This window comes from Azospirillum lipoferum 4B (genome assembly GCF_000283655.1).
Classification (GTDB): Bacteria; Pseudomonadota; Alphaproteobacteria; order Azospirillales; family Azospirillaceae; genus Azospirillum; species Azospirillum lipoferum_C.
In genome coordinates this window covers 2430743-2455421 of record NC_016622.1, presented here as the reverse complement: position 1 = coordinate 2455421, position 24679 = coordinate 2430743, and the positions used below count along the sequence as shown (strand labels likewise).

The following is a 24679-nucleotide window of genomic DNA, read 5'->3' as shown; positions in this document are numbered from 1 at the left end:
GCGAACGGTTTTCAGTATGATGGGGGTCTCGGGAAGCAAAGACCAGGGTTGGGGTGATGACGTCGCGTCTGGAAGCATTGTGTATGGAGAAGGGGCTGAAGATGACCGGGCAGCGCCGCGTCATCTCGCAGGTGTTGTCGGATGCCGACGACCATCCCGATGTGGAAGAGGTGCACCGCCGGGCCGTGTTGATCGACCCGCGCATTTCCATCGCCACGGTGTACCGCACCATGCGGCTGCTGGAAGACGCGCAGGTGATCGAGCGCGTCGACCTGGGCGACGGCCGTGCGCGGTACGAGGAGGCGACGGCCGACCACCACCACCACCTGATCGACACCCGCACCGGGCGGATCATCGAGTTCGCCAGCCCGGAGCTGGAGGCGCTGAAGGAACGCATCGCCCGCGAACTCGGCTACAAGATCGTCGGCCACCGGCTGGAAATCTACGGCGTGCCCCTGGATGAGGAGGAGCGTCCATGACCGATCCCCGTTTTCCCGAGGCGGAGCAGCCGATCACCGGCGCCATCGCCTGCCGAGATGCGGTGCAGCGCTGCTATTCCGGCCTGTGCCGCTGCGGCCAGCCGGAACGCTATGCGCTGGAGGCGGCGGTCACCGTCTACCGCTACCACCATCCGGAAATCCCGCCGGCACAGGCGGAGACCATCGTCAGCCATTGGGTGGCGGGGCCGGTCCGGCATTGATATGTGAAAATAGTCCTTGATCATTACTGAATAAAATCCTATAACCAATCTCGTCAAGGCGACAGGTCCGCCCCCGGACCTCGATGCCCGACAGACCCAAAGCTCTCCCCTCGCTTCGGTCCGAAAAGGGCCGGTTGGACACTCGATAGTCCGGCCGGCCCTTTTTGTTTTCGCGTTTCGCCCGCGGCCGGCGCTGCGCCTTGCGCGCGGTCCCGACAACCGGGTGGCGGAACGACTCCTCCCGCCACGCCGTCGCGGGATCCGCAGGAACGCGAAAGGAAAAATCCGTATGTCGACCAGCATCGCCCAGGCGTTCGTCAAGCAGTTCGAACGCGAGGTCCACGAGGCCTACCAGCGCATGGGTTCCAAGCTGCGCAACACGGTGCGCAGCAAGAACAACGTGCAGGGCGCCTCCACCGTCTTCCAGAAGGTCGGCAAGGGCGCCGCCTCCACCAAGTCGCGCCATGGCGCGGTCCCGGTGATGAACCTGGACCACACCCCGGTCGAATGCGCGCTGTATGATTTCTATGCCGGCGACTGGGTCGACCGGCTGGACGAGCTGAAGACCAACATCGACGAGCGGCAGATCATCGCCAATGCCGGCGCCTATGCGCTGGGGCGCAAGACCGACGAGCTGCTGATCGCCGAACTGAACAAATCCGTCAACTATGCCGGCAGCGCCACCGATGGGCTGACCAAGGCCAAGATCCTGGCCGCCTTCGAGATGATGGGCGAGGCCGATGTGCCGGACGACGGCCAGCGCTTCGCCGTCGTCGGCTGGAAGCAGTGGAGCCAGCTGCTGGGCATCGAGGAATTCGCCAGCTCCGACTATGTCGGTTCCGACGAGCTGCCCTGGCGCGGCACCCAGGCCAAGCGCTGGCTCGGCACGCTGTGGCTGCCGCATTCCGGCCTGACGCTGAGCGGCAATGTCCGGCTTTGCCACTGGTATCACAAGACGGCGGTCGGCCACGCGGCGGGCGCCGACGTGAAGACCGACATCACCTGGCACGGCGACCGCGCGGCGCATTTCGTCAACAACATGATGAGCCAGGGCGCCGCGCTGATCGACACCACCGGCGTTGTGACCCTGCGCTGCCTGGAGAGCTGAACTTCGCAGATTGAGCATCCTTTCAGGCACTGAAGCCGCCACGGCATGAGGCGATGTCTTGCCCGCCTCTGACCGCCGTTCCGGCGGCCCTGATCGGAAACTGCCAAGAGCCCAGCGAAACTCGCCCGCATTACGACTTGGCGTTCGAGGTGGACGGCATGGGTCAGTCAGCCATGTCCCATCCTGCCCTCATGTGGCGTTCGGTGGCCAGCCTCGACCTATTCAACCAACCTATGGAGAGCCCTCATGACGACCTGTTCCTGCCTTGTCCCCACCGGTGCCCTTCTGGCTTTCGGCGGCGCCATCGCGCCAGCCGGTTATCTGCTGTGCGACGGCAGCGCAGTCGACCGCACGACATACAGCGATCTGTTCGCTGTTCTCGGCACGTCGTTCGGTGCCGGAGATGGCGCGACCAGCTTCAACCTGCCGGACCTTCGCGGACGCGTCCCCGCCGGCAAAGACGATATGGGAGGGACGGCCGCCAACCGGCTGACCTCCACAGGCTCCAACATTGCCGGAACCACGCTCGGGGCGTCGGGCGGCGCCGAGACGCACACGCTGACGACAGCCCAGATGCCCAATCACTATCACAGCGTCTATCCACATGCCGGTTATGTCTTGCCGTCGTCTGGCACGCGCGGGGCCGGCAGCGAGGATCCTTACGCCACGTCCAACGTGTCATCGTCCGCCACCAGCAGTGTCGGTGGTGGACAGCAGCACAACAACACGCAGCCGAGTCTAATCACCACCTATATCATCAAGGCGTAAAGTAGGGTTTGCTTGATTAGATAGCAAGTTCCATGCCCCTTCTTCTTGCTGCTGTCTTCATATTCTCCGTGACGGAGCCCGCTCGCTGAAAACAGCCCAGCGCTTCCCATGCACCGTAGCTTGCTGGCCGAATTCCTTGACACGGCGTGTCGCGAGATATGTCCCAACCTTCATTTATGGAGTCTTCGATCCATGGCCTATGCGTCCAAGGATTTGAGCGTGCTTGCCTACGCGAACGGCTTCACGCTCTGGCACTACACCACGGCCGATGCGGCGACCGACATCGACACCGCCGGCTATTTCAACGGTGCGGCCGACCTGCTGCGGGTGGGCGACATGCTGCTGGCGAACTGTGCGGTCGGCGGCGCGACGCCGGCGACCGGCGTGCTGGTGGTGGCGGCCAGCGCCAACGGAGCGGTCGACGTCGCCAACCTGACGCCGTTCGGCAGCGCCAACGGCGACTGATCCGCCGAAAGGGAAGGGCGCCGCACGTCGACCATAGAGGGCGGCGTCTTTCCGAAACCCTGGAAAGGGAGACCGTCCATGGCCTTGACCGCCATCGGCCTGTGCGGCCGCGCGCTGATCAAGCTCGGCGCCACCGCCATCGCCTCCTTCGACGACGGCTCCGCCGAGGCGGAGGTCGCCGCCGCCCTCTATGCGCCAACGCGCGACGCACTGCTGTCGGCCAACGCCTGGAGCTTCGCCAGCGTCCAGGCGACGCTGCCGCGGCTGGCCGAACCGCCGGTCGCCGACTATGCCTGCGCCTTCCAACTGCCGGCCGATTTCCTGCGGGCGCTGGGGGCGGGGGGCGACGGGCGGGGGCGCGGTCTGTCCTATCGCATCAGCGGCCGGACGCTGCTGTGCGATGCCGGCGCCGTCACCCTGTCCTATATCGGCCGTCCGGCGGAGGAGCATTTCCCCGCCTTCTTCGATCAGGCGCTGATCGCCCGGCTCGCCGCCGAGTTCTGCCTGCCGCTGACCGAAAGCTCGACGCGGGCGGAGCTGCTGGCCCAGCTGGCCGAGAGCGAGTTCCGCCGCGCCCGCCAGATCGACGCCCAGCAGGACAGCCAGCCGGGCTTCGAGGACTTCACCCTGATCGATGCGAGAGCATGAAGGGGAGGACGTTATGGGACGGCTGCATCAGGTCAAGACCAACTTCACCGCCGGCGAGGTGTCGCGCCGCCTGCTCGGACGCGGCGACCTCAAGGCCTACGACAACGGCGCGCTGGCCCTGCGCAACCTGTTCATCGACCCGACCGGCGGGGTGACGCGGCGGTCGGGTCTTGCCTTCACCGCGCTGGCCCGCGGCGACGGGCGGCTGGTGGCATTCGAGCGGAACAGCGAGCAGACCTATCTGCTGGTCTTCACCGACCGCTGGATCGACGTGTTCCAGGGCGGGAGCAAGCTGGCGTCGGTTGCCGCGCCCTGGACGTTGACGCAACTGGCGCAGATCACCTGGACGCAGAGCGCCGACACGCTGCTGGTCTGCCATCCCGACCTGCCGCCGCGCAAGCTGACGCGCGGCGACGACGGGGCCTGGACCCTGGCCGAGTGGGCCTTTGCGGTGGAAGGGGAGCTGGTGCGGACACCCTTCCACCGCTTCGGCGATCCGGCGGTGACGGTGACGCCGTCCGGCACCGGCGGGGCGATCACCGTCACCGCCTCCGCCCCCGTTTTCGACCCGCGTCATGACGGCACCCGCATCCGCATCGAGGGCAAGCAGTTGCAGGTGACCGGCGTGGTATCGGCCACCCAGCTCAACGCCACGGTGAAGGAGACGCTGGCCGACACCCAGCCGACGACGCAATGGGAGGAGCAGGCCTTCTCGGCATTGCGCGGCTGGCCGGTGTCGGCGGCCTTCCACCAGGACCGGCTGGTGATCGGCGGCTCGCGCGACCTGCCCAACCGGCTGTGGCTGTCGCGCTCCGCCCAGATCTGGAATTTCGATCTGGGGGAGGGGCTGGACGATCAGGCCATCGAATTCGGCATCCTGTCCGATCAGGTGAACGCGGTGCGCGCCGTCTTCTCCGGCCGGCATCTGCAGGTCTTCACGTCGGGCGCCGAATATATGGTGACCGGCGACCCGCTGACCCCGCAGAGCATGCAGGTCAACCGCCAGACGCGCATCGGCTCGCCGATGGACCGCGCCATTCCGCCGCGCGACGTGGAGGGGGCGACGCTGTTCGTGCCGCGCAACCGGCGCGAAATCCGCGAGTTCCTCTATACCGACACCGAGGCGGCCTATCAGGCGAACGACCTCGCCCTGCTGGCCCGCCATCTGCTGTCCAGCCCGCGCGACCAGGATTACGACCAGAACCGCCGGCTGCTGTTCGTCGCGATGGAGGACGGCACGCTGGGGGCGCTCACCGCCTACCGGGCGGAGGACGTCACCGCCTGGACCCTGCTGGAAACCGATGGGGCGGTCCGCTCCGTCGCCGCGGTGGGGGACGAGGTCTATACGCTGGTGGAGCGGCGCGGCGTGTGGTCCATCGAGCGGTTCGACGATGCGCTGAACCTCGATGCGGCGATCGCCGCCGAGCGGGGTGAGGCAACCGCGGTCTGGGGCGGGCTGGCGCATCTGGAGGGACGGACGGTCGCAATCGTCGCCGACGGGGTGATCCGCAACTCCGTCACCGTGCAGGCCGGCAGCGTCACGCTCGACCCGCCGGCGCGCAGGGTCGAGATCGGGCTGCCCTATACCCACCGGATCGAGCCGCTGCCGCCCAACCTGCTGGGTCAGGCGACCGGGGCCGACATCGTCCGGCTGGTCGCCGTCACCTTCCGGCTGGAGGAGACGGCGGCGCTGCGCGTCGATCTGGGGCGCGGGTTGCAAGAACTTCCGCTTCACCGGCTTGGTCCGCAACCCACCGGCGGGGTGCCGCCGCGCGTGTCGGGGGACAGACGGCTGCGGGCGCTCGGCTGGCGCCACGACACCAATGTCCCGCTGTGGCGCATCGAACAGGATGCGCCGCTGCCCTTCACGCTGCTTTCCGTGACCATGGAATTGAAGGTGAACGACTGATGGGTGGAATTGCTCCCCTCGTGACCACGGCACTGCCGCTGGCGAGCTCGGTCATCGGCACCGTGCGCAGCGCCAGTGCCGGCCAGTCCGGTTCCGCTGCACAGCAGGCCGCAGCCCAACAAGCCGCTGCCGAACTGGAATACAAGCGCCAGCAGGACGCGGCACAGGCCGCCGCCGCACAGGCGGCCCTGGAACAGAAGTACCGCGAGGAAGCGGCGGCGGCCGAACGCAACGCCCAGGCCGCCGCCGCCGCCCGCCAGCAGCAGGCCCAGTTAGAGGCCGAGGCGCAGGCCCGCCAGTGGAGCCATGACGCCGAGTTGCGTCAGCGGGAGCAGGAGCTTCAGCGCCAGAAGGACGAGGCGGCCGCTGCGGCGGCTGCGGCGGCGCGGGCGAAGGAAATGGACGATTACCGCTCCTCCCAGGAGCAGACGCTGGCGCAGCTGCGCGCCAGCCAGGAGCAGACCGTCCGCGCCAAGGAATCCGACGCCCAAACCCAGCTGGCCCAATTGACCGCTGCGGCGGATGCGGCCGAACAGCGGCGGCTGGCTGCCCTGCGTCAGGCCGTCAGCAAGACGCGCGCCGGGCTGGGGGCGCGGGGCGTCACGGCGCAGGATGGGTCGGGCGAGGCGATCCTGCTGGGGCTGACCAACTCCAGCGAGACCGAACGGAAGGGCGCGCAGGCGACCGACCAGCTGAAACGCGCCGCCATCCAGCAGAGCCTGGACGAGGCCAAGCGCCGCAACCTGCTGGAGTTGTCGCAACTCGCCGACCGTCAGCGGCTGGAATACATGAGCAAGTTCTTTTGAGCGCGCTTGTGTGCGTATTCGCGGAGATCCCCGATGTCCACGTCGCTTCTCATCCCGCGCGGGATCCCGCGCGTGCAGTATCTTGCCGACGGCGCGCAGCGGGTCTTCACCTACCCGTTCCCGATCTTCGCCGACGAGGATCTCCAGGTCTTCCTGGGCGCCGCGCTGCAGAGCACCGGCTATGCGGTCGGCGGGGCCGGCGCCGGCGCGGGCGGGGCGGTGACCTTCGCTGCGGCGCCGGCGGAGGGTACGGTGGTGCTGCTGCGCCGCCGGCTGCCCATCGAACGGCGCAGCGATTTCGGTGAAAGCGGGCCGCTGCCGGCCTCCGCCCTCAATGGCGAGCTGGACCGGCTGACGGCGATGCTCCAGCAGGTGGCGGGCGATCAGGAGCTGATGCTGCGCTATGCCGACAGCGACCTGCCGGCCTCCCCCCTGCTGCCGGAACGGGGATTGCGCCAGGGCAAGCTGCTGGCCTTCGACAGCGCCGGCAACCCCACGATCCGCCCGCCGGTGGACGAGGAGGCGCTGGCGACCTATCTGCCGCCGGGGGCCGGGGCCACCGCCCGGCCGGTGCGCGACAAGCTGGCCGACCTCGCGTCGGTGAAGGATTTCGGCGCGGTTGGCGACGGTCTGGTCGACGACACGCTGGCCCTGCAGGCGGCGCTGACCTCGGCCCGCGCCGTGTTCGTGCCGCCGGGCACCTACCGCATCGCCAACACGCTGACGCTCGGCTACGGGCAGACGCTGTACGGGGTGGGGCAGGGGTCGGTGATCCGCGGGGCGTCCAACGGCTTCGACCTGATCCATCTGCCGGACGGCTACGCCACCTTGTCGGGCCTGCGGCTGGAGCAGGGCAAGGCGGGAGTGCGGCTGTTCGGCCGCGACGGGCCTTGCGTGCAGAACAGCCTGACCGACCTCACCCTGTGGGAGCCGGAGGTGGGGCTGGTCTTCGACGGCTACATCGACCCGAACCTGCCCTGCTACTGGAACAACATCGCCCGCGTGCTGGTGGCGCGGCCATCACGCCATGGGGTGTGGCTGACGCGGACCGGGGCGGGCGATACGCCGAACGCCAACCGGTTCCATGCGGTGCGCGTCTATTCGCTGTCGGCGCCGATGAGCGGCTGCGGCTTCTTCGTGGAGCAGGGGCGTTTCAACAACGCCTTCTTCGACTGCGAGGCCAATCTGTGGCCGGGGGCGGAGGCCTGTTTCCGCGTCGGCGCCGTCACCGACAAGACGCTGATCGTGAATTTCTACGCCGAGTCGCTGGGCGCCCTGCCGAACCTGCAGCTGGATGCCGGGTCGGTGGAAACGGCGGTGGTCAACCTGTTCTCCGCCGCTGCCGGGCCGGCGATCCTCGATCGCTCGGGCGGGCAATACACCGCGGTCAATGCCGGCTATCCGGAGAAGAACCGGCTTCAGCGCAGCCGCGTCACCGAACTGGTGGTGGAGGCGCTGCGCTACGACACCGACTATGTGGAGCCGGTCCAGGGCGGGTTGGTGGCGCTGGACCTGCGCAGTTCCGTCTATCTGGCCAGCGCCTATGGCGGGCCGGTGGAGTTGCGCCTGCCCAAGGCCGAGGACGCCAACGGCCATGCGGTGACGATCAAGCGCACCGATGCGTCCACCAACCCGCTGACGGTGACGGAGACCGGCGGACCGGGGCCGGACGGGCGGGTGCTGTCGCTCGGCAACCGGTACGATTTCGTCACGCTGGTGTCGAACGGGGCGGGCTGGTGGATCGTCGCCGGCAACAGCCAGCCCGGCAACGCCCACTATCACGACACCCCCGGCCTGTTCGAGCCGGACCTGAACCAGCAGCTCTATCTGGTCAGCGCCTGGAACGGTGCGGTGGAGGTGCGGCTGCCGGCGCCGTCGGCGCCGCATGCGGTGGGGCGGACGGTCACGGTCAAGAAGTCCGACACCGGCGGCAACCGCGTCACCGTCACCCAGGCCGGCGGCGGCGGGCCGGACAGCGAGGCCATCGCGCTGGCCGCCCAGGGCCATGCGGTGACGGTGATGTCGAACGGCGCCGGCTGGCACGTTCTGGGGCGGAATCCATGACGGAGCGGGAGGACGGCAGTTTTTTCGGCTTCGTCGACGGCTGGAACAGGATGGTCGAACTGAAGACCCCCGCCCACCATGCGCGGATGGCAGGATGGCTGGAGGAGCATATGGCCGGGCAGAACCGGCGCATGCTGCTGATGGCCTTCCGCGGCTCGGGCAAATCGACCCTGGTCGGGCTGTTCGCGGCTTGGCTGCTGCTGCGCGATCCCAACCGCCGGCTGCTGGTGCTGGCCGCCGACATGCGGCTGGCGACGAAGATGGTGCGCAACGTCAAGCGCATCCTGGAACGCCATCCCGGCTGCGCCCACCTGAAGCCGCCGGCCAGGGAGCGCGACCAGTGGGCGGCCGACCAGTTCACGGTGGTGCGGCCGATGGAATTGCGCGACCCGTCGATGGCGGCGGCCGGCATCGGCGGCAACATCACCGGCAGCCGTGCCGACGTGGTGATCTGCGACGACGTGGAGGTGCCGCGCAACGCCGACACGGCGGTCAAACGCGCAGCATTGCGCGAACGCCTGTCGGAGCTGGAATATGTGCTGGTGCCGGGCGGGGCGCAGCTCTATGTCGGCACGCCGCATGCGCAGGACAGCCTCTATGCCGAGGAGACCGACGACGGCAGCCCGCCTTTCCTGGATGGATTCGAGCGGCTGGTCCTGCCGGTCTATACCGAGGACGCCGAGGGCAAGCGCACCTATACCTGGAAGGAACGCTTCGGCGAGGCGCATGTCGCCCGCATCCGCAAATCGACCGGCCCCAACAAGTTCACCAGCCAGATGCTGCTGCGTCCGGTCAGCGTCGCCGACGGTATGCTGGATGTCGCCAAGCTCGGCCGCTACGACGCGGAGCTGGTGTATCGCGAGGCGCTGGGCCGTGCGGTGCTGACGCTGGACGGGGTGCGGATGGTTTCCGCCTCCTGCTGGTGGGACCCGGCCTTTGCCCGGCTGGAAGCGGACGGCAAGGGCAAGGGCGGCGACGGCAGCGTGGTCGCCGTGGTTTTCGGCGGCGCCGACAACCGCTTCTACCTGCACCGGGTGCGATATCTGGCGGTCGACCCCCGGTCGGAAGAGACCGAGGCCGACCAGCAATGCGGGCAGGTCTCCCGCTTTCTCGCCGACAACCACCTGTCGTCGATCCACATCGAGATCAACGGCATCGGCCGCTTCCTGCCCGGCATGCTGCGCAAGCGATTGCGCCATGACCGGCTGGCCGTCGGCGTGGTCGAGCAGACCAGCCGCAAGCCCAAGGCCGAGCGCATCATGGAGGCCTTCGACGCCCTGATGGCCGACCGCCGCATGCTGGCCCACCGGTCGGTGTGGGACACGCCGCTGATCCGTGAAATGCGCGACTGGCGTCCGGACGGCAGCTATCGCGGGCCCGACGACGGCCTGGACGCGGTGGCCGGCTGTCTCAATGCCGAACCCTTCCGCTTCGAAGAGGCGTCAGCCCTGCCCGAACGCCGCCCCGATTGGCGGGGTGTCGGCACAGTGGTGGCACCGTCGGACTGGGAGCTTTGAGTCCTATCCTCACCTCAACCACAGGAGACCCCGATGCACGACACCCTGACCGGAGGCCTGGATCTCGCCTGGTGGATCACCGCGGTCGAACTGCCGGCGATGGGCGGTTTGTTCTGGCTGATCGCGCGGGCGCGCAGGGATGCCGACAGCGCGCTGGACGATCTGCGCGCCCGGGCGGAGGAGGCTCAGGCGCAGGTGCGCGAGAGCCTTGCCGCATACAAGCTGGAGGTCGCGAAGACCTATGTCTCCTTCGCGACCCTCAAGGACGTCGAACAGCGCCTGACCGACCATCTGCTGCGGATCGAGACCAAGCTCGATTCGGGCTTCATGCCGTTCGAGGGCGGACGGCGCTGACCGTTGACGGCCGCGACGGGCGAGTCGGCTCAGTCGGCGTGGTGGATCATCGCCTGGTAGATCTTCCAGGCCACCTCGACCGACACGCCGCCGGCCCGCGCGCCCGCCGCCAGCATGGTGGCGCTCGGCTTCAGCGGGACCGCGGTCTGACCCGGCTCGCACAGCGCGCCCATGGCGGTGACCGAGGCGCCCAGGTCCGTGTTGCAGGAGTGGGTCTTCTTCATCAGGCTCATGGAAATCGCGTTCATGACGGGTCCTCCGTTGACTTGCTTCTGTTACAGCAAAAGCGGTGCCACTCTGCGAAGGCGGTTTCGGCCCTTGGAATCGCTGGGGTTGAACTGGATGGCCCGCCGTTTCGGCAGGAACGAAGGTCCCGGAAACTCAAAAATACCCGCAAAATGCCGAATAGTTTCGAGTGTGCTTTGCAAAATGCAACGCGCACCGCGTGCGGAATTGCATTCGGTGAATCGATCTTGCGTTGCGGCAGAGGGCCTGCGGCTTCGATGCGTCTGGCCGGTGGCCGCGCCTTGGGATAGTGTCCGACCATCATGACCGACCGAATCATCCACCACATGTGCCGCGCGGACGAGTGGGACGCCGCCCGCCCGGCCGGCAGCTACCCGGGTTCGTCGCAGGATGCCCAGGACGGCTTCATCCATTTCTCCACCGCCGGACAGGTGGTGGAGAGCGCCGCCAAGCATCGCGCCGGCCAGGACGGCCTGTTGCTGCTGACGGTGGACGCCGACCGGCTGGGCGCCGCCCTGCGTTGGGAGCCCTCGCGCGGCGGACAGCTGTTCCCGCACCTCTACGGGCCGCTGCCGGTCGATGCCGTGCTGCGGGTCGACCCGCTGCCGCTGGGGCCGGATGGGCGCCACGCCTTCCCCGCCGGTTTTCCCTTCACCCTTCAGGACCTCGTTCCGTGATCGACCTCTATCCGCTTGCCGGGCCGCTGCTGTTCCGCTTCGACCCTGAGACCGCGCATGGCCTGACCATCAAGGCGCTGAAGACCGGATTGGTCCCGCCGGCCCGTGGCAAGGACGAACCGGCGCTGCACACCCGCGTCTGGGGGCTGGACTTCACCAACCCGGTCGGGCTCGCCGCCGGCTTCGATAAGAATGCCGAAGTGGTCGACGCCATGCTGAATCTCGGCTTCGGCTTCGTCGAGCCGGGCAGCGTCACCCCGCGGCCGCAGCCCGGCAACCCGCGTCCCCGCCTGTTCCGGCTGGTGGAGCAGCGGGCGGTCATCAACCGCATGGGCTTCAACAACGAGGGGCTGGAAGCCTTCGCCCAGCGGCTGGAGCGCCGCCGCGCGGCGGCCAAGCGCGCGCCCGGAATCGTCGGCGCCAACCTGGGCAAGAACAAGGACACCGCCGACGCCGCCGACGATTACGTGATCGGCGTGCGCCGGCTGGCGCCGCTGGCCGATTATCTGGTCGTCAACGTCTCCTCCCCCAACACGCCGGGGCTGCGCGCGCTGCAGGGCCGCGATCCGCTGCGCGCCCTGCTGGAGCGGGTGCTGGAGGCGCGGGCCGCCTGCGGCCTGACCCGCAACCCGCCGCTTCTGCTGAAGATCGCGCCCGACCTGACGGTGGAGGACAAGAGCGACATCGCCGCGGTGGCGCTGGAGTCCGGCATCGACGGTCTGATCGTCTCCAACACCACCATCGCCCGGCCCGACGGCATCCCGGCGGCGATGCGCAGCGAGGCCGGCGGCCTGTCCGGCCGTCCGCTGTTCGAGCCATCGACCTCCGTCCTGCGCGAGATCTACGCGCTGACCGGCGGCAAGCTGCCGATCGTCGGGGTGGGCGGCGTGGCGACCGGCGAGGACGCCTATGCCAAGATCCGGGCCGGCGCCTCGCTGGTGCAGCTCTATTCGGCGATGGTCTATGCCGGGCCGGCGGTGGTCCACCGCATCCGCCGCGAGCTGGCGGAGCTGCTGCGCCGCGACGGCTTCCGGTCCGTCGCCGAGGCGGTGGGGGCGGATCTCCGCTGAGGGGTCACCACTGAGGAGACAAGTGCCAAGGCCGCGCAGGATGCGGCGGGCAGGGGCGTAGCATTAACGGATCGTCAAGCGGGTGTCCCGACAGTGAGTGGGGATGCCCGCCCGGTCCGTGCCATGCTCGTGCCCAAGGCTGCGCATCCGATGAAGGCCCTGACCGCCGACTTCCGCCCCGGCACTGCCGTTTCCACCACCGTGGTTCCTGCGATGACCCTGCTGACGCACCTTGTCTATGCGCTGGCTTACCTGATCGCCGGAATTTCAGCCGGTGCCGCTCTGTGGGCGCTGCGGCCGGAGGCCGATCCGCTGGTGGCGTGGCTGGCCGGCGCGCTGGTGGTGCTGGCCGGGGCGCTGGTCCATGACGTGGTGACCCGGCTGGAGCGCGAGCGCAAGGCCGCCCGCCGCCTCGCCCGCCTGCACGACCGGGTGGAGGAACTGGCCCATCTTCTGGAGCAGCGGTTCGCCCCCGATCCCGGTGCCCAGCCCGATGGCGGGGTCCGCTACGACGCGGTGATGCAGGAGGTGAAGCTTCTGCAGTCGCTGGTCGCCCGCCTGACCGAACGGCGGGCTCCCCGTCCGCCGGCCGCCAGTGGGGAGCGCCGTCCCGCCCTGTCCCCGTCCTCCGCCACCCCGTCCTCCGCCACCCCGTCCTCCGCCACCCCGTCCGCTACTGCGCCGGCCGTGCCGATGGACGACGCCGCGGTGCTGGAGGCGGTGCGCGACGCGCTGAAGGCCGACCGCATCGACGTCTATCTCCAGCCCATCGTCAGCCTGCCCCAGCGCAAGCACCGATTCTACGAGGTGTTCTCGCGCGTGCGGGCTGCCGACGGGCAGCAGATCATGCCCGACCGCTATCTCGACATCGCCGAGCGCGAGGGGCTGATCGCCACCATCGACAACCTCCAGCTGGTCCGCTGCGTCCAGCTGATCCGCGAGACGGAGCGGCGCCAGCACGCCATCGGCTTCTTCGCCAACATCTCCGCCGCGACGCTGGCCGACGCGGAGTTTATGCGCCAGTTCCTGAACATGATGGCGCAGAACCACGCACTGGTGCCGAAGCTGGTGTTCGAGCTGAGCCAGCACGATCTGCGTGTCGGCGGGGCGGTGACGATGGGCATCCTGTCGCAGTTGGCGCGGCTGGGCTTCCGCTTCTCGATGGATCAGGTGACGGACCTCGCCATCGACCTGGACCGGCTGCTGCGCCACGAGTTCCGCTGCATCAAGCTGGACCGCGCCCTGGTGCTCGACCCCGCCAATGCCGCGCGCATCCGTGAGCTGCGCCACCGCTGCGCCGCCGAGGGCATCGACCTGATCGTCGAGAAGATCGAGACCGAGAACCAGCTGGTCGAGGTGCTCGACACCGGCTTCGACTTCGGCCAGGGCTATCTGTTCGGCGAACCGCGGCTGAGCCGGAAGCCGGAGTAAACTGTTACGCACTCACGACCAACGTCGGGCCCCCAGTCGAAGACATTGCGGAATTGGTCCGGCGACACACCTTCTATCAAGTCTGCCAAATTGTAGCGGACTAGGGGCGGCTCCTCGTTGGCTGACGTGGGCTTGTTCATGGCGGTGCCTTCCTGTTTTGCAGGATTGTAGTTCAGCATTTTGCCCTTTATCAACCGGTTGACTTCTCCCCACCCTAACCCTCCCTCGCCCAGCCCTATGGCATGCACAGATCTCGCGCTTGCGAAAAGACGTGCAGCTTGGCATTGAGGAAAGCCCCTCTCCCCTTGCGGGAGAGGGGTTGGGGTGAGGGGGGGCGCAAATCCGGATCGCACCGGCCTTGCGGCTGGCAGCACCCCTCATCCCAACCCTTCTCCCGCAAGGGGAGAAGGGCTATTCGCTGCCAAAGGCTGCTGTTCTTTCGCAAATGCGAGTTGTGTGCATGCCATAGCCGCCCAGCGGGGGAGGGTTAGGGTGGGGGGCAAGTACCTGCCAAGGAACCGATGCCGGGTTGTGGCGGCAATGCAGCGTTGGTCTGTCCACACCCTTGATTTCCGCCACCGCGCTTGACATTCCCCCACGCGGCGATGGAAATTTCGCGTTCCCGGCCATGTCCGGGCACCCGATGCGGGTGACACGCAACACTAGTGAAATGGTGACTTCGGTGACGTCCAACATCGCCATCACGCTGCCCGACGGCAGCGTGCGGGAGTTCGACCGGCCGGTGACCGGGCTTGAGATTGCCCAGTCCATCGGTTCGCGCCTGGCCAAAGATGCGCTTGCCGTCAAGATCGACGGCACGGTGAAGGACCTCACCACCACCGTCACTACCAACGCCAAGATCGAGATCGTCACGCGCAACCACGCCGACGCTCTCGAGGTCATCCGCCACGACGCCGCCCATGTGCTGGCCGATGCGGTGCAGAAGCTGTATCCCGGCACGCAGGTCACCATCGGCCCGTCGATCGCCACCGGCTTCTATTACGACTTCGCGCGCGACGAGCCGTTCACGCCCGAGGATCTGGAGAAGATCGAGGCGAAGATGCGCGAGATCGTCGGGGCCGACATCCCGATCGTGCGCGAGGTGTGGGACCGCGACGAGGCGGTCGCCTACTTCAAGAAGCTTGGCGAGCATTACAAGGCCGAGCTGATCGAGGCGATCCCGCAGGGCGAGCCGGTGTCGATCTACCGCCAGGGCGACTGGCTGGATCTGTGCCGCGGCCCGCACGCCATGACGACCGGCAAGGTCGGGCAGGGCTTCAAGTTGATGAAGGTGGCCGGTGCCTATTGGCGCGGCGACAGCCGCAACCCCATGCTCCAGCGCATCTACGGCACCGCCTGGCGCGACGAGAAGGAGTTGAAGGCCTACCTGCACCAGATCGAGGAGGCGGAGAAGCGCGACCACCGCAAGCTGGGCAAGGAACTCGACCTGTTCCATGTGCAGGAGGAGGCGGTCGGCTCGGTCTTCTGGCATCCGAAGGGCTGGACGCTCTACCAGACGCTGGAAACCTACATCCGCACCAAGCTGAAGGCCGCCGGCTATGTCGAGGTCAAGACGCCGCAGCTGATCGACAGCTCGCTGTTCAAGGCGTCGGGCCACTGGGACATGTATGGCGACAACATGTTCAAGGTGGAGGCCGACGGCGGCGAGAAGCTGCTGGGCATCAAGCCGATGAACTGCCCCGGCCATGTCCAGATCTTCCGCCACGGCCTGCGCTCCTACCGCGACCTGCCGATCCGCATGGCGGAGTTCGGTGCCTGCCACCGCAACGAGCCGTCGGGCGCCTTGCACGGCATCATGCGCGTGCGCGCCTTCACCCAGGACGACGCCCACATCTTCTGCACCGAGGATCAGGTGCAGAGCGAGGCGGCCGAGTATTTCAAGCTGCAGCTCGGCGTCTACAAGGATCTGGGCTTCGACAAGATCTCGGTGAAGCTGGCTCTGCGTCCGGATGTCCGCACCGGTGCCGACGAGCTTTGGGACCGCGCCGAAGGGGCGCTGGCCCAGGCGCTGCGCGACGCCGGGCTGGAGTATGAGGAGCTGCCGGGCGAGGGCGCCTTCTACGGCCCGAAGGTGGAGTTCCACCTGACCGACGCCATCGGCCGGACCTGGCAGTGCGGCACGTTGCAGTACGATCCGAATCTGCCGGAACGACTCGATGCCAGCTATATCGGCGAGGATGGCGCGCGCCACCGGCCGATCATGCTGCACCGCGCGATCCTGGGGTCGATGGAGCGCTTCATCGGCATGCTGATCGAGCATTACGCCGGCAAGTTCCCGCTGTGGCTGTCGCCGGTCCAGGTGACCGTCGCCACCATCACCAGCGAGGCCGACGGCTATGCCGAGGAAGTGGCCAAGCTGCTGAAGCGCAAGGGCCTGCGCGTCGAGCTCGACACCCGCAACGAGAAGATCAACCTGAAGGTCCGCGAGCACAGCCTGCAGAAGGTGCCGCTGATGCTGGTTGTCGGAAAGCGCGAGGCGGACGAGCGGACGGTCGCGCTCCGCGTGCTGGGCGGCAAGGATCAGGAAATTCTTGCCCTTGATGCGGCCGTGGCTAAACTGGTGGAGGAAGCGAGATCGCCTGCCGGCGAGACCGCGACCGACTCGCCGTTTTAACCGACCGCGTGACGCCGCCGGCCGCTCCTCTGGACGGCCGGCTTCCACGTGGTTTCAGACCATGGAGAAGCGTCCATAGCCAGGATTCCGTCCGAAGCCGCCCCGACCCGCGATGGCCCGCGGGTTAACCGGGAGATCTCGGCTCGTTCCGTTCGTCTCGTCGGCGCAGATGGCGAGATGATCGGGGTGGTGTCGTTGCGCGATGCTTTGCTGGCCGCTGAGGATGCCGGCCTCGACCTGGTCGAGGTTGCTCCCCAGGCCGAACCGCCTGTCTGCAAAATCCTCGACTATGGCAAGTTCAAGTACGAGGCGCAGAAGAAGGCGAACGAGGCCCGCAAGAAGCAGAAGATCATCGAGGTCAAGGAGATCAAGCTCCGGCCGAACATCGATGACAACGACTATGACGTGAAGATGCGCTCGGCGCGCCGTTTCCTCGAGGAAGGCGACAAGGTCAAGGTGACCATGCGCTTCCGCGGTCGTGAAATGGCGCACCAGGATCTGGGTATGAACGTGCTGGTCCGCGTCCGCGACGCGTTGGACGAACTGGCGAAGGTTGAGCAGATGCCGAAGCTCGAAGGCCGTCAGATGATTATGGTGCTGGCCCCGCGCTGACGCGGGGTGAGGTTACGGAAAGGCCCGTCCGGGATGCCGGACGGGCCTTTCTTCTTTTGGGGCGACGACGCCTCACCGCAGGGGCCGGTCGTCGACGATCACCACATAGCAGGTGTGGCGGGTGTATTTGGCGCAGTTGTCCAGGGCGCCGCGGCGGGCGGCATCCTCGCTGGACATGCCGGACTTCCAGCCGAAGGCGCCGTCCCGCGACACCGCGAAAGCTTTGCGGCCGGTGGCTTCGACATAGGCGCTGAATTTCGACCGGTTGGCGTCGGACAGTTCGGGCGGCGGCTCCAGCCTGACGGGCGTACCGAGCGGTCCTTCCTGCGGCGCGGCGGCCATATCGGCGCCGGCACCGGCCGGGCGGTCGTTCAGATAGGCGATGCGGCAGCTTTGGCGGGTGTGCTTCGCGCAGGTTTCCAGCGCGCCTTCCTGCGCCGCGTCCAGGCTGCGCAGGCCGGATTTCCAGCCATAGGCGCCGTCGGGCGACACGGCGAAGGCCTTGTTGCCGCCGGCGGCGACATAGGCGGGGAACTTGGCCCGACTGGCGGCGGACAGTTCGGGCGGCGGCGGCAGAGCCGGCAGGGACAGCGCGATGGGCGTCCGGCGCGGGACCAGCCCGTTCTGCGCCAGGAAGCCGTCGACCATCGGCGTCCATTCCGCGATGGCCGCGCTGAAGAAGGAATGACCGTCCTTGCCGTGCGGCGGTGCGGCGATGAACTCGCCCCGGCCGCCTTCATGGGTGAAGGCCTCCCACAGGCGGCGGGCGAGGTCGGGGCCGAAGAACAGGTCGTTCTCCGCATAGATCCACAGGTTCGGCACGCGCGAGCTGCGGCCCAGCGTGCCGAAGGCGGCGACCAGCCGCTCCTCCCGGCAGACCTCGTTGTCGGCGATGGAACCGCGCCCGCCGGCAAAGCTGATCGCCGCCTGCAGTCCCGGCGGCGGATCGGCGCTGAGCGCGATGCTGGCAAGCCCGCCGGCCGACACGCCCACCGCGATGACGCGGCCGGGATCGGCATAGGGTTGGGTCGCCACATAGCGGACGGCCTGGCGCAGGTCCTCGGCGCTCTGCCGGGCGGAATGCAGATAGTCGGGGTTGTTGCAGCCGCCGGTCGATTCGCTGTAGGGGCCGTCCGATCCGCCATAGCCGCGCCGCATCACCGCCACCGCCGCCCAGCCGCGCCGGGCGAATTCGCGGGCTTCCGGCAGATAGCGCAACGGCGTCATCTGCGCCCGTTCCGCCGGGTCGCGGGGCGTGCCGTGGCTGATGATCGCGATGGGATACGGGCCGGGACCGTCCGGCCGCAGCAGCATCGCCTCCAGCGTGGCGGAACTGCCGTCGGGGAAGCGGGCGGGGATCGACAACGGCGTCTGCACCAGCCCTTCGGCCAGCGCCGGTCCGCACCATGACAGCAAGAACAGCAGGGCGATCAGGCGGCGCAGGGTCATGGCGGGCGCAGTCTCCGCAAGGGAAGGGTCTTGCGCCTTTTGTACGCCATCTTGAGCTTGGCGTCAGTGGGGGAGGTGGCGGGGTGTCGGCTGACGATGCCCCCTCCCTAACCCTCCCCCACCTGCGGTGGGAGAGGGAACAGCCGCCGCTCTCGCGCTCAACTCCCTCTACCGCCGAAGGCGGGGGAGGGAAGGGGCCCATGCGCAAGCATGGGAAGGGAGGGGGCAGCCTCTCTCACTCCACCCCCTGCCGTGCCACCCGCAGCGCCTCCGCCAGTACCTCCGCGTCGCCGATGTGGTTGGCCAGCAGCAGGATCAGCTTGGCGTTCAGGCGGGTGCTCTGGTCGGGGGTCAGGTCGCGGTGGCTGTCGATCAGCAGCTGGTAGACGTCGTCCGGGCTGGCGAAGCGCTGCTCGGTCATCAATTTGGCCATGGGAGGGCTCCAGGAAATCGGGGGATCAGCGGCCGGTGGCGCGGGCGAGCGCGGCGGACAATGCCGCAGCGTCGAAGCGGCGCCAGCGGGCGGCAACGTGCTGGTCGGGGCGGATCAGATAGACGCTGCCCGGCGTCAGGTCGTAGCGCTCGCGCAGGCGGCCGGCGCTGTCCACCAGTTCCCCGGCGATGCCGCGGCGCCGGTCGGTCACCGCGTGCCATGCCAGCGGCAGCGGCCCGGCGGCGAGAGCGTCCAGCGCCTCCGCCACCTCGACCGGGACCGGCTCGTCACCGGCCGCGTAGAGCACGGTGAAACGGCCGTCCAGCGCCTCCATCAGCCAGCCGGGCTGGCCGTCGCGCTCCACCGGCGCGTCGGTGGCCGGCGCGCCCGGCACCATCCGTCCGGCGAAGGCGTCGCCGTCCGGTGTGTTCAGCGGGCTGTCGCTGTAGGTGGTCGGCGTGGACAGCCGGCCGGAATTGACCAGAGAGCGGGCGAAGGGCTGGTCGACCGCCAGCTCCAGAACGGCGTCGCGGAAGACACGGCTCATCTCGCTCTTCGGCGTGATGAAGTCGGTGGAGCGGGTCGAGTTCAGGATGTTCTCCTTCGCCGCCGCCACCCGTTCGTCGCTGTAGCTGTCCAGCAGCGACTCCGGCGCCTTGCCGTCCAGCACCAGCGCCAGCTTCCACACCAGATTGTCGGCGTCGGGCACGCCGCTGTTGGCGCCGCGGGCACCGAAGGGCGAGACCTGATGGGCCGAATCGCCGGCGAACAGGATGCGGCCATGGCGGAACCGCTCGAGCCGCCGGCACTGGAAGGTGTAGACCGACACCCATTCCAGCTCGAACGGGGTGTCGGCGCCCAGCATCGCCTGCACGCGGGGAATGACGCGCTCCGGCTTCTTCTCCTCCTCCGGGTCGGCGTCCCAGCCGAGCTGGAAATCCAGGCGCCAGACATTGTCGGGCTGCATGTGCAGCAGGGCCGATTGCTTGCGGTGGAAGGGCGGGTCGAACCAGAACCAGCGTTCCGCCGGGAAATCGGCCTTCATCACCACGTCGGCGATCAGGAAGCGGTCCTTGAACACCTCGCCCTGGAACTCCAGCCCCAGCATCTTGCGCACCGACGACTTGGCGCCGTCGCAGGCGATCACCCAATCGGCCTCCACCGCATGGACGCCGTCGGGCGTTTCCACCTGCAGCACGACATGGTCGGCCTCCTGCTTGGCCGAGATGACGCGGGACAGCCAGCGCAGGTCGATCAGGTCGCTCTTACGCGCCTCGGTGACCAGGAAATCCTCCAGGTAATATTGCTGGAGGTTGATGAAGGCGGGGATCTTGTGGTCCGGCTCCGGCAGCAGGTCGAACTGGTAGACCATGCGGTCGCCGTTGAAGACCTTGCCGATCTTCCACACCACGCCCTTGTCGATCATGCGCCGGCCGACGCCCAGCCGGTCCCACACCTCCAGCGCCCGCTTGGCATAGCAGACGGCGCGGCTGCCGACGCTGACGGTGTCCTCGGCGTCGAGCACCACCACCGGCACGCCCTTGCGCGCGAAATCGAGCGCGGCGGTCAGCCCGACCGGGCCGGCGCCGATGACCACCACCGGATGGCGCCGGATGCTGCCGGTGCGCTGTTCCTCCGACGGTATGAAGCTGTATTTGGGATAGCTGAAGGTCGCGTGCATTGGGCGTTTCCTCCCCCAGAAACCATGATCGGGCGCTTTTGCGCGCCGGCTTGTAACGAACCGCTATGGTTGCCAACGATACAGTTTCATTTGATACCAATCAAGCGCCCAGCACGGGCGATCTGGAAGCGATACAGGTATGGATACTATGACGGAAAATCGGTATCGCGAACAAGGTTCGGCGGTGTAGCCTTGCGGCAAAAGACCGGACAGAGACACCGAGGAACGCCGACGATGACCGCTCCCACCGTCACGCCCACCTTGCCGCGCCCGACCGTCTACGCCATCGACGGGGTGATTCCCGTCATCGATCCGACCGCCTTCGTCCATCCCTCCGCCGTGCTGATCGGCGATGTGGTGGTCGGCCCCGGCTGCTATGTCGGCCCCTGCGCCAGCCTGCGCGGCGATTTCGGCCGGATCGTGCTGCAGCGGGGCAGCAACGTGCAGGACAATTGCACGCTCCACGCCTTCCCCGGCCATGACGCCATCGTCGAGGAGGACGGGCATGTCGGCCATGGCGCGGTGCTGCACGGCTGCATCGTCCGCCGCAACGCGCTGGTCGGCATGAATGTGGTGGTGATGGACGGGGCGGAGATCGGCGAGGAGTCGGTGGTCGCCGCGATGGCCTTCATCAAGGCCGGCTTCGTCGTACCGCCGCGCACGCTGGTCGCCGGGCTGCCGGGAAAGGTTGTGCGCGACCTGCGACCCGACGAGATCGCCTGGAAATCGGAGGGGACCGACGAGTATCAGCGTCTCGCCCGCCGTTCGCTCGCCACCATGGTCGCCTGCTCAGCCCTGGAGGCGGAGGAACCCGGCCGCGGCCGCGTCGATGCCGGCACCGGCCAGCCGCTGCACAAGGTGAAGGGGGGCTGAGTGGCGCCGGAACTCCTAACGGGATGTCTCCATGAGGAAGTGTTAGAGCCTGACCCGAAAAGAATTGAGTGATTTCAGTCTCTTGTGATTCGATCGATGTTGCGAAGCATGACGAATGACAAGACAATGTGGACTGAAATCACCCGAGCGCAGTATCAGCGAAAAGGATTGAGGTATTCAAGCGACACGACGGACGCGGAGTGGGCGGTGCTCGAACCACTCCTCCCGGCGGCTCGACGCTTGGGACGGCCGCGAACGGTCAACGTGCGCGAGATCGTGAACGGCATCCTCTTTCTGGCGACCTCCGGGTGCCAGTGGCGGCAACTGCCGAAGGATTTCCCGCCGATGACGACGGTCCAGCGCTATTTCTACCGCTGGCGCGACGATGGGACCTGGGAGACGATCAATCACGCCTTGGTGGCGATGGTTCGGGAAAGCATGGGACGGGAGGCCAGCCCGACAGCGGGGGTGATCGACAGCCAGTCGGTCAAGACGACGGAAGCAGGTGGCCCCCGTGGCTACGACGCGGGCAAGTGCATCAAGGGGCGCAAGCGGCATGTGTTGACCGACACCAATGGCTTGCTGGTCGCCGCCATCGTTCATGCCGCCGACATCCAGGACCGTGATGGCGCCCCAGCGCTCCTCGCCTCCGTTCGCACGCTCTTCCCCTGGCTTCGCCACGTCTTCGCGGACGGCAGCTACGCTGGACCCAAGCTGGAAACCGCTTTGGCTCAGATCGGGACATGGACTCTGGAGATCGTCAAGCGGTCCGACGCCGCCAAAGGCTTTGAACTGCTGCCTCGGCGGTGGGTCGTTGAGCGTACAATCGCTTGGCTTAACCGCAATCGCCGCCTCGCCAAGGACTTCGAGGCCACCGTCGAGAGTGCCGTCGCCTGGGTCTTCATCGCCAGCGTCAAACTGCTCTCAAGACGGGTGGCTCGAACATAGACACAGCTTTGCCGATTCCGAGTCGGACTCTTAGTGATTGGAAGACTGGCAGGTCAATGCGATTGTGTCATGTCCAAGCCGTAAACAGTTTCAAGGGAATATAGGGACCAAGGATGATAGTGTCCTGGTCATCGTCATATGTTGTCCAGCCGATATACCGCTTTCCTTGTATTGAGCGAATCAGGTGGGAGGCAAATGAAGTAGATGAGGCTTGTTCAGTTATTTTCCGTTTGCGGCTTTCGCTAGATTGATGAGTTGATCCATGCCATCAAAGGTACCAGGTACAGCCGAAGGATCGAGTGTAATGCCACTAAATACTAATGACTCAAATTTCTCCAATTTCTCCCGCGGGATTTCCTTAGTAAATTCTGCATAGCCTTCAATAAAAGCACAAACGCTGTACCGAAGTTCAAGCTGAAGTATCTGCGCTTTAAGGCTTAGTTGTTCTTTAAGGATAATCCTAAAATAGTATACCAATATTGCTTCTAGTGGTAAAAGAATTGGAGCGCTAAATATTAGTTTATCCTTGAGGTCCTGAACAAGGTTTGTCGAGTGACTCCAAAGCCATATGGTATATAATGCAGAAAGCAGGATTGGTATTAACAACAATATTCCCATTGAAAAAAGGTTTGTGTTGGTGTGTTTTAGGTTTATCTTTTTTTCCCTTATCATAGTTCGAAACGCTTTCGCAAGCCGAACAAAATTAAACTCTTTCGATATGTCCGTTACAGTTTTTCTATATGACGATAATTTTTCTTCAAAAGAATTTATATTGTCGTCATAGGATTTCATTGTACTTATTGAGATATCTGCCTTTTCTTCCATGATTGATTTCATAGATTGGGCATCTGAATAAAATTTCTCAGTATGCTCCTTTATGATGGCGATTTGTATATTAAACTTTGCACTTTCTATATGTAATAGGTCGTCCCTGCTAAGGTATTTATTCCCATCTATCATCATCTTCAAAATTGGAGCATCAATTTCCGCATATGTCTCACTGGTTCTAAGGAGTTTTTCATATAAAATTTGGAAAATAGATTTGAGAATTTTCTTTGAGTTGGTGTGATCTTGGCTATTTCTCTCGCTCATGTAGCTGTTGCTGTAGAAATTAATCATATCCGTTTGTATAAGCCAAGTTATAGCGCATATTTTCTCGTATTCTTTTTCGAGATTAATTAGGCCTTCTAGAGATTTATTTATCGATTTGAGCATATGGCTGATATCATCGTCATCGCTATTTGATATTAAGATACTTGTTTCCCTAATATAACTTTTAACATTATTTTTGAATGCAGATGCTTCAGGCATGGTTCTTTCCCCTAAAATATATATGGACATGAGAGGGTTTAAAGCTCAGCGTATGTAGTATATTATCAACTATTTACTTCACGCTATACGGTAACTTCTTTGTACCCATTTAATGCGTTTAAACGATGTCCAGCTTTTAACATTGTAGAGCTTTCTAAATCTGGCAATATGGTTTGATCGCCGGGCCAGTGACTAGGGGAAAACTTCCGCTAAACGATGATGGATGATGGATGATGGATGATGGATAAGGACCACTATGTCGGGAATCTGACTGTCATACAACAGCGGACAGCAATGACCACACTTCAACTTGGACGGCTGAGGTGTGATCGGAGGCTGAACGAGTACCCAAGAGGGCGTTGCATCCCAGACTGGCTGCCATGCACCTTCGAAATTTTACCAAGTTGAGTTTCGTTAAGTTCTTCTTAGTCCTCATCCACCTGTGCGCTGACCGGCGCCGGGCGGGCGGCCAGCTGGTCGGCGCGGGCCTGCAGCTTCGACAACAGCGTGTCGAGCTGCGCCCGTTCGTCGATCGACAGGGCGTCGGTGACCTCTTCCTCATAGGTCAGGGCCATCGGCACGATCTCGGCATAGATCGCCAGCGCCTTGGGCGTCAGGGTCAGCAGGGCCTTGCGCCGGTCGGTGTCGCCCGATTCGCGCAGGATCAGCGCGGACTCGAGCATGCGGCTGATGGCGCGGCTGACCTGCACCTTGTCCATCGCCGTGCGCTGCGCGATCTCGCCTGCGCTCATCGTCTCGCCGCCGCCCAGCACGGCGATGATCCGCCATTCCGGGATGGTGATGCCGAACCGCTTCTCGTACAGCTTGGCCAGCGTGTGGCTGACCGTGTTGGCCAGCACAGACAGCCGGTAGGGCAGGAAGCGCGTCAGATGCAGCGCCGGCAGTTCTGCCGGGCTGGATGCTGATGCGGGTGAGTCGGTGCGGGAACGGCGGGCGGGCGGCATCGGCGGACA

General features: G+C 65.7%; 24 protein-coding genes. 18 read left to right on the top strand and 6 right to left on the bottom strand.

Going from position 1 to position 24679, the window contains the following annotated elements; genetic code table 11:
* Positions 1-56: 56 nt before the first annotated feature.
* The 11 genes from AZOLI_RS11320 to AZOLI_RS11270 all read left to right on the top strand — a co-directional run bounded on the left by AZOLI_RS11320 (position 57) and on the right by AZOLI_RS11270 (position 10339).
* The gene (locus tag AZOLI_RS11320) at positions 57-479 is read left to right on the top strand and encodes a Fur family transcriptional regulator (protein ID WP_044550067.1); all 423 of its coding nucleotides are present in this window, start codon (positions 57-59) and stop codon (positions 477-479) included.
* Positions 476-700 (top strand): hypothetical protein, encoded by a 225-nt coding sequence (locus tag AZOLI_RS11315; RefSeq protein WP_014248774.1) that lies wholly within the window; start codon positions 476-478, stop codon positions 698-700. The genes AZOLI_RS11320 and AZOLI_RS11315 overlap by 4 nt, the downstream gene beginning before the upstream one ends.
* A gap of 289 nt (positions 701-989) precedes the next feature.
* A complete protein-coding gene (locus AZOLI_RS11310; protein ID WP_014248773.1) occupies positions 990-1808 on the top strand; it encodes a phage capsid protein in 819 nt (272 codons plus the stop codon).
* Between the two features lie 246 nt (positions 1809-2054).
* Positions 2055-2576 (top strand): phage tail protein, encoded by a 522-nt coding sequence (locus AZOLI_RS11305; RefSeq protein WP_014248772.1) that lies wholly within the window; start codon positions 2055-2057, stop codon positions 2574-2576.
* A gap of 192 nt (positions 2577-2768) precedes the next feature.
* On the top strand, positions 2769-3041 hold the full coding sequence (locus tag AZOLI_RS11300) for a hypothetical protein (protein WP_014248771.1): 273 nt from the start codon (positions 2769-2771) through the stop codon (positions 3039-3041).
* Positions 3042-3119: 78 nt separating this feature from the next.
* A complete protein-coding gene (locus tag AZOLI_RS11295) occupies positions 3120-3689 on the top strand; it encodes a hypothetical protein (protein WP_014248770.1) in 570 nt (189 codons plus the stop codon).
* Positions 3690-3702: 13 nt separating this feature from the next.
* Positions 3703-5598, top strand: coding sequence for a hypothetical protein (locus AZOLI_RS11290; protein ID WP_044550065.1), 1896 nt, complete (start codon positions 3703-3705; stop codon positions 5596-5598).
* A 20-nt stretch (positions 5599-5618) separates the two neighbouring features.
* On the top strand, positions 5619-6404 hold the full coding sequence (locus tag AZOLI_RS30350) for a hypothetical protein (RefSeq protein ID WP_048816486.1): 786 nt from the start codon (positions 5619-5621) through the stop codon (positions 6402-6404).
* A gap of 33 nt (positions 6405-6437) precedes the next feature.
* Complete coding sequence (locus tag AZOLI_RS11280; protein WP_014248767.1) at positions 6438-8468, top strand: glycosyl hydrolase family 28-related protein; 2031 nt, start codon at positions 6438-6440, stop codon at positions 8466-8468.
* Entirely contained in the window at positions 8465-9985 is a 1521-nt protein-coding gene (gene terL, locus AZOLI_RS11275) for a phage terminase large subunit (RefSeq protein WP_014248766.1), read from the top strand. The genes AZOLI_RS11280 and terL overlap by 4 nt, the downstream gene beginning before the upstream one ends.
* A 33-nt stretch (positions 9986-10018) precedes the next feature.
* On the top strand, positions 10019-10339 hold the full coding sequence (locus AZOLI_RS11270) for a hypothetical protein (RefSeq protein WP_014248765.1): 321 nt from the start codon (positions 10019-10021) through the stop codon (positions 10337-10339).
* A 29-nt stretch (positions 10340-10368) separates the two neighbouring features.
* Here the strand turns inward: AZOLI_RS11270 and AZOLI_RS11265 are convergent, their stop codons facing one another.
* Positions 10369-10587 (bottom strand): hypothetical protein, encoded by a 219-nt coding sequence (locus AZOLI_RS11265; RefSeq protein WP_014248764.1) that lies wholly within the window; start codon positions 10585-10587, stop codon positions 10369-10371.
* A 300-nt stretch (positions 10588-10887) separates the two neighbouring features.
* Here AZOLI_RS11265 and AZOLI_RS11260 point away from each other — a divergent pair, with 300 nt between their 5' ends.
* The 5 genes from AZOLI_RS11260 (at position 10888) to infC (ending at position 17010) form a co-directional block, all read left to right on the top strand.
* Positions 10888-11262, top strand: a complete 375-nt coding sequence (locus tag AZOLI_RS11260; protein ID WP_014248763.1) for a DUF952 domain-containing protein — start codon at positions 10888-10890, stop codon at positions 11260-11262.
* On the top strand, positions 11259-12332 hold the full coding sequence (locus tag AZOLI_RS11255) for a quinone-dependent dihydroorotate dehydrogenase (protein ID WP_014248762.1): 1074 nt from the start codon (positions 11259-11261) through the stop codon (positions 12330-12332). The genes AZOLI_RS11260 and AZOLI_RS11255 overlap by 4 nt, the downstream gene beginning before the upstream one ends.
* 150 nt (positions 12333-12482) lie before the next feature.
* Positions 12483-13763: an EAL domain-containing protein gene (locus AZOLI_RS11250; RefSeq protein WP_244442476.1), complete on the top strand. Its 1281-nt coding sequence runs from the start codon at positions 12483-12485 to the stop codon at positions 13761-13763.
* Between the two features lie 670 nt (positions 13764-14433).
* Positions 14434-16398, top strand: coding sequence for a threonine--tRNA ligase (gene thrS / locus AZOLI_RS11245; protein WP_014248759.1), 1965 nt, complete (start codon positions 14434-14436; stop codon positions 16396-16398).
* 48 nt (positions 16399-16446) lie between these two features.
* Complete coding sequence (gene infC / locus AZOLI_RS11240; protein WP_244442475.1) at positions 16447-17010, top strand: translation initiation factor IF-3; 564 nt, start codon at positions 16447-16449, stop codon at positions 17008-17010.
* Positions 17011-17082: 72 nt separating this feature from the next.
* On the opposite strand, the gene AZOLI_RS11235 is transcribed toward infC, so the two are convergent.
* The 3 genes from AZOLI_RS11235 to AZOLI_RS11225 all read right to left on the bottom strand — a co-directional run bounded on the left by AZOLI_RS11235 (position 17083) and on the right by AZOLI_RS11225 (position 20573).
* On the bottom strand, positions 17083-18459 hold the full coding sequence (locus AZOLI_RS11235; RefSeq protein WP_014248757.1) for a CocE/NonD family hydrolase: 1377 nt from the start codon (positions 18457-18459) through the stop codon (positions 17083-17085).
* Between the two features lie 235 nt (positions 18460-18694).
* On the bottom strand, positions 18695-18892 hold the full coding sequence (locus AZOLI_RS11230) for a DUF2783 domain-containing protein (protein WP_014248756.1): 198 nt from the start codon (positions 18890-18892) through the stop codon (positions 18695-18697).
* A gap of 25 nt (positions 18893-18917) precedes the next feature.
* On the bottom strand, positions 18918-20573 hold the full coding sequence (locus tag AZOLI_RS11225) for an FAD-dependent oxidoreductase (protein WP_014248755.1): 1656 nt from the start codon (positions 20571-20573) through the stop codon (positions 18918-18920).
* Between the two features lie 234 nt (positions 20574-20807).
* Here AZOLI_RS11225 and AZOLI_RS11220 point away from each other — a divergent pair, with 234 nt between their 5' ends.
* Together AZOLI_RS11220 and AZOLI_RS11215 are read left to right on the top strand one after the other, a co-directional pair.
* Complete coding sequence (locus tag AZOLI_RS11220; RefSeq protein ID WP_014248754.1) at positions 20808-21446, top strand: transferase hexapeptide repeat family protein; 639 nt, start codon at positions 20808-20810, stop codon at positions 21444-21446.
* A 126-nt stretch (positions 21447-21572) separates the two neighbouring features.
* Positions 21573-22394, top strand: coding sequence for an IS5-like element ISAli1 family transposase (locus tag AZOLI_RS11215; RefSeq protein WP_167331742.1), 822 nt, complete (start codon positions 21573-21575; stop codon positions 22392-22394).
* Between the two features lie 219 nt (positions 22395-22613).
* On the opposite strand, the gene AZOLI_RS32480 is transcribed toward AZOLI_RS11215, so the two are convergent.
* Together AZOLI_RS32480 and AZOLI_RS11210 are read right to left on the bottom strand one after the other, a co-directional pair.
* On the bottom strand, positions 22614-23705 hold the full coding sequence (locus tag AZOLI_RS32480) for a hypothetical protein (protein ID WP_162488063.1): 1092 nt from the start codon (positions 23703-23705) through the stop codon (positions 22614-22616).
* A gap of 425 nt (positions 23706-24130) precedes the next feature.
* Positions 24131-24670: a MarR family winged helix-turn-helix transcriptional regulator gene (locus tag AZOLI_RS11210; RefSeq protein ID WP_014248752.1), complete on the bottom strand. Its 540-nt coding sequence runs from the start codon at positions 24668-24670 to the stop codon at positions 24131-24133.
* Positions 24671-24679 lie beyond the last annotated feature (9 nt).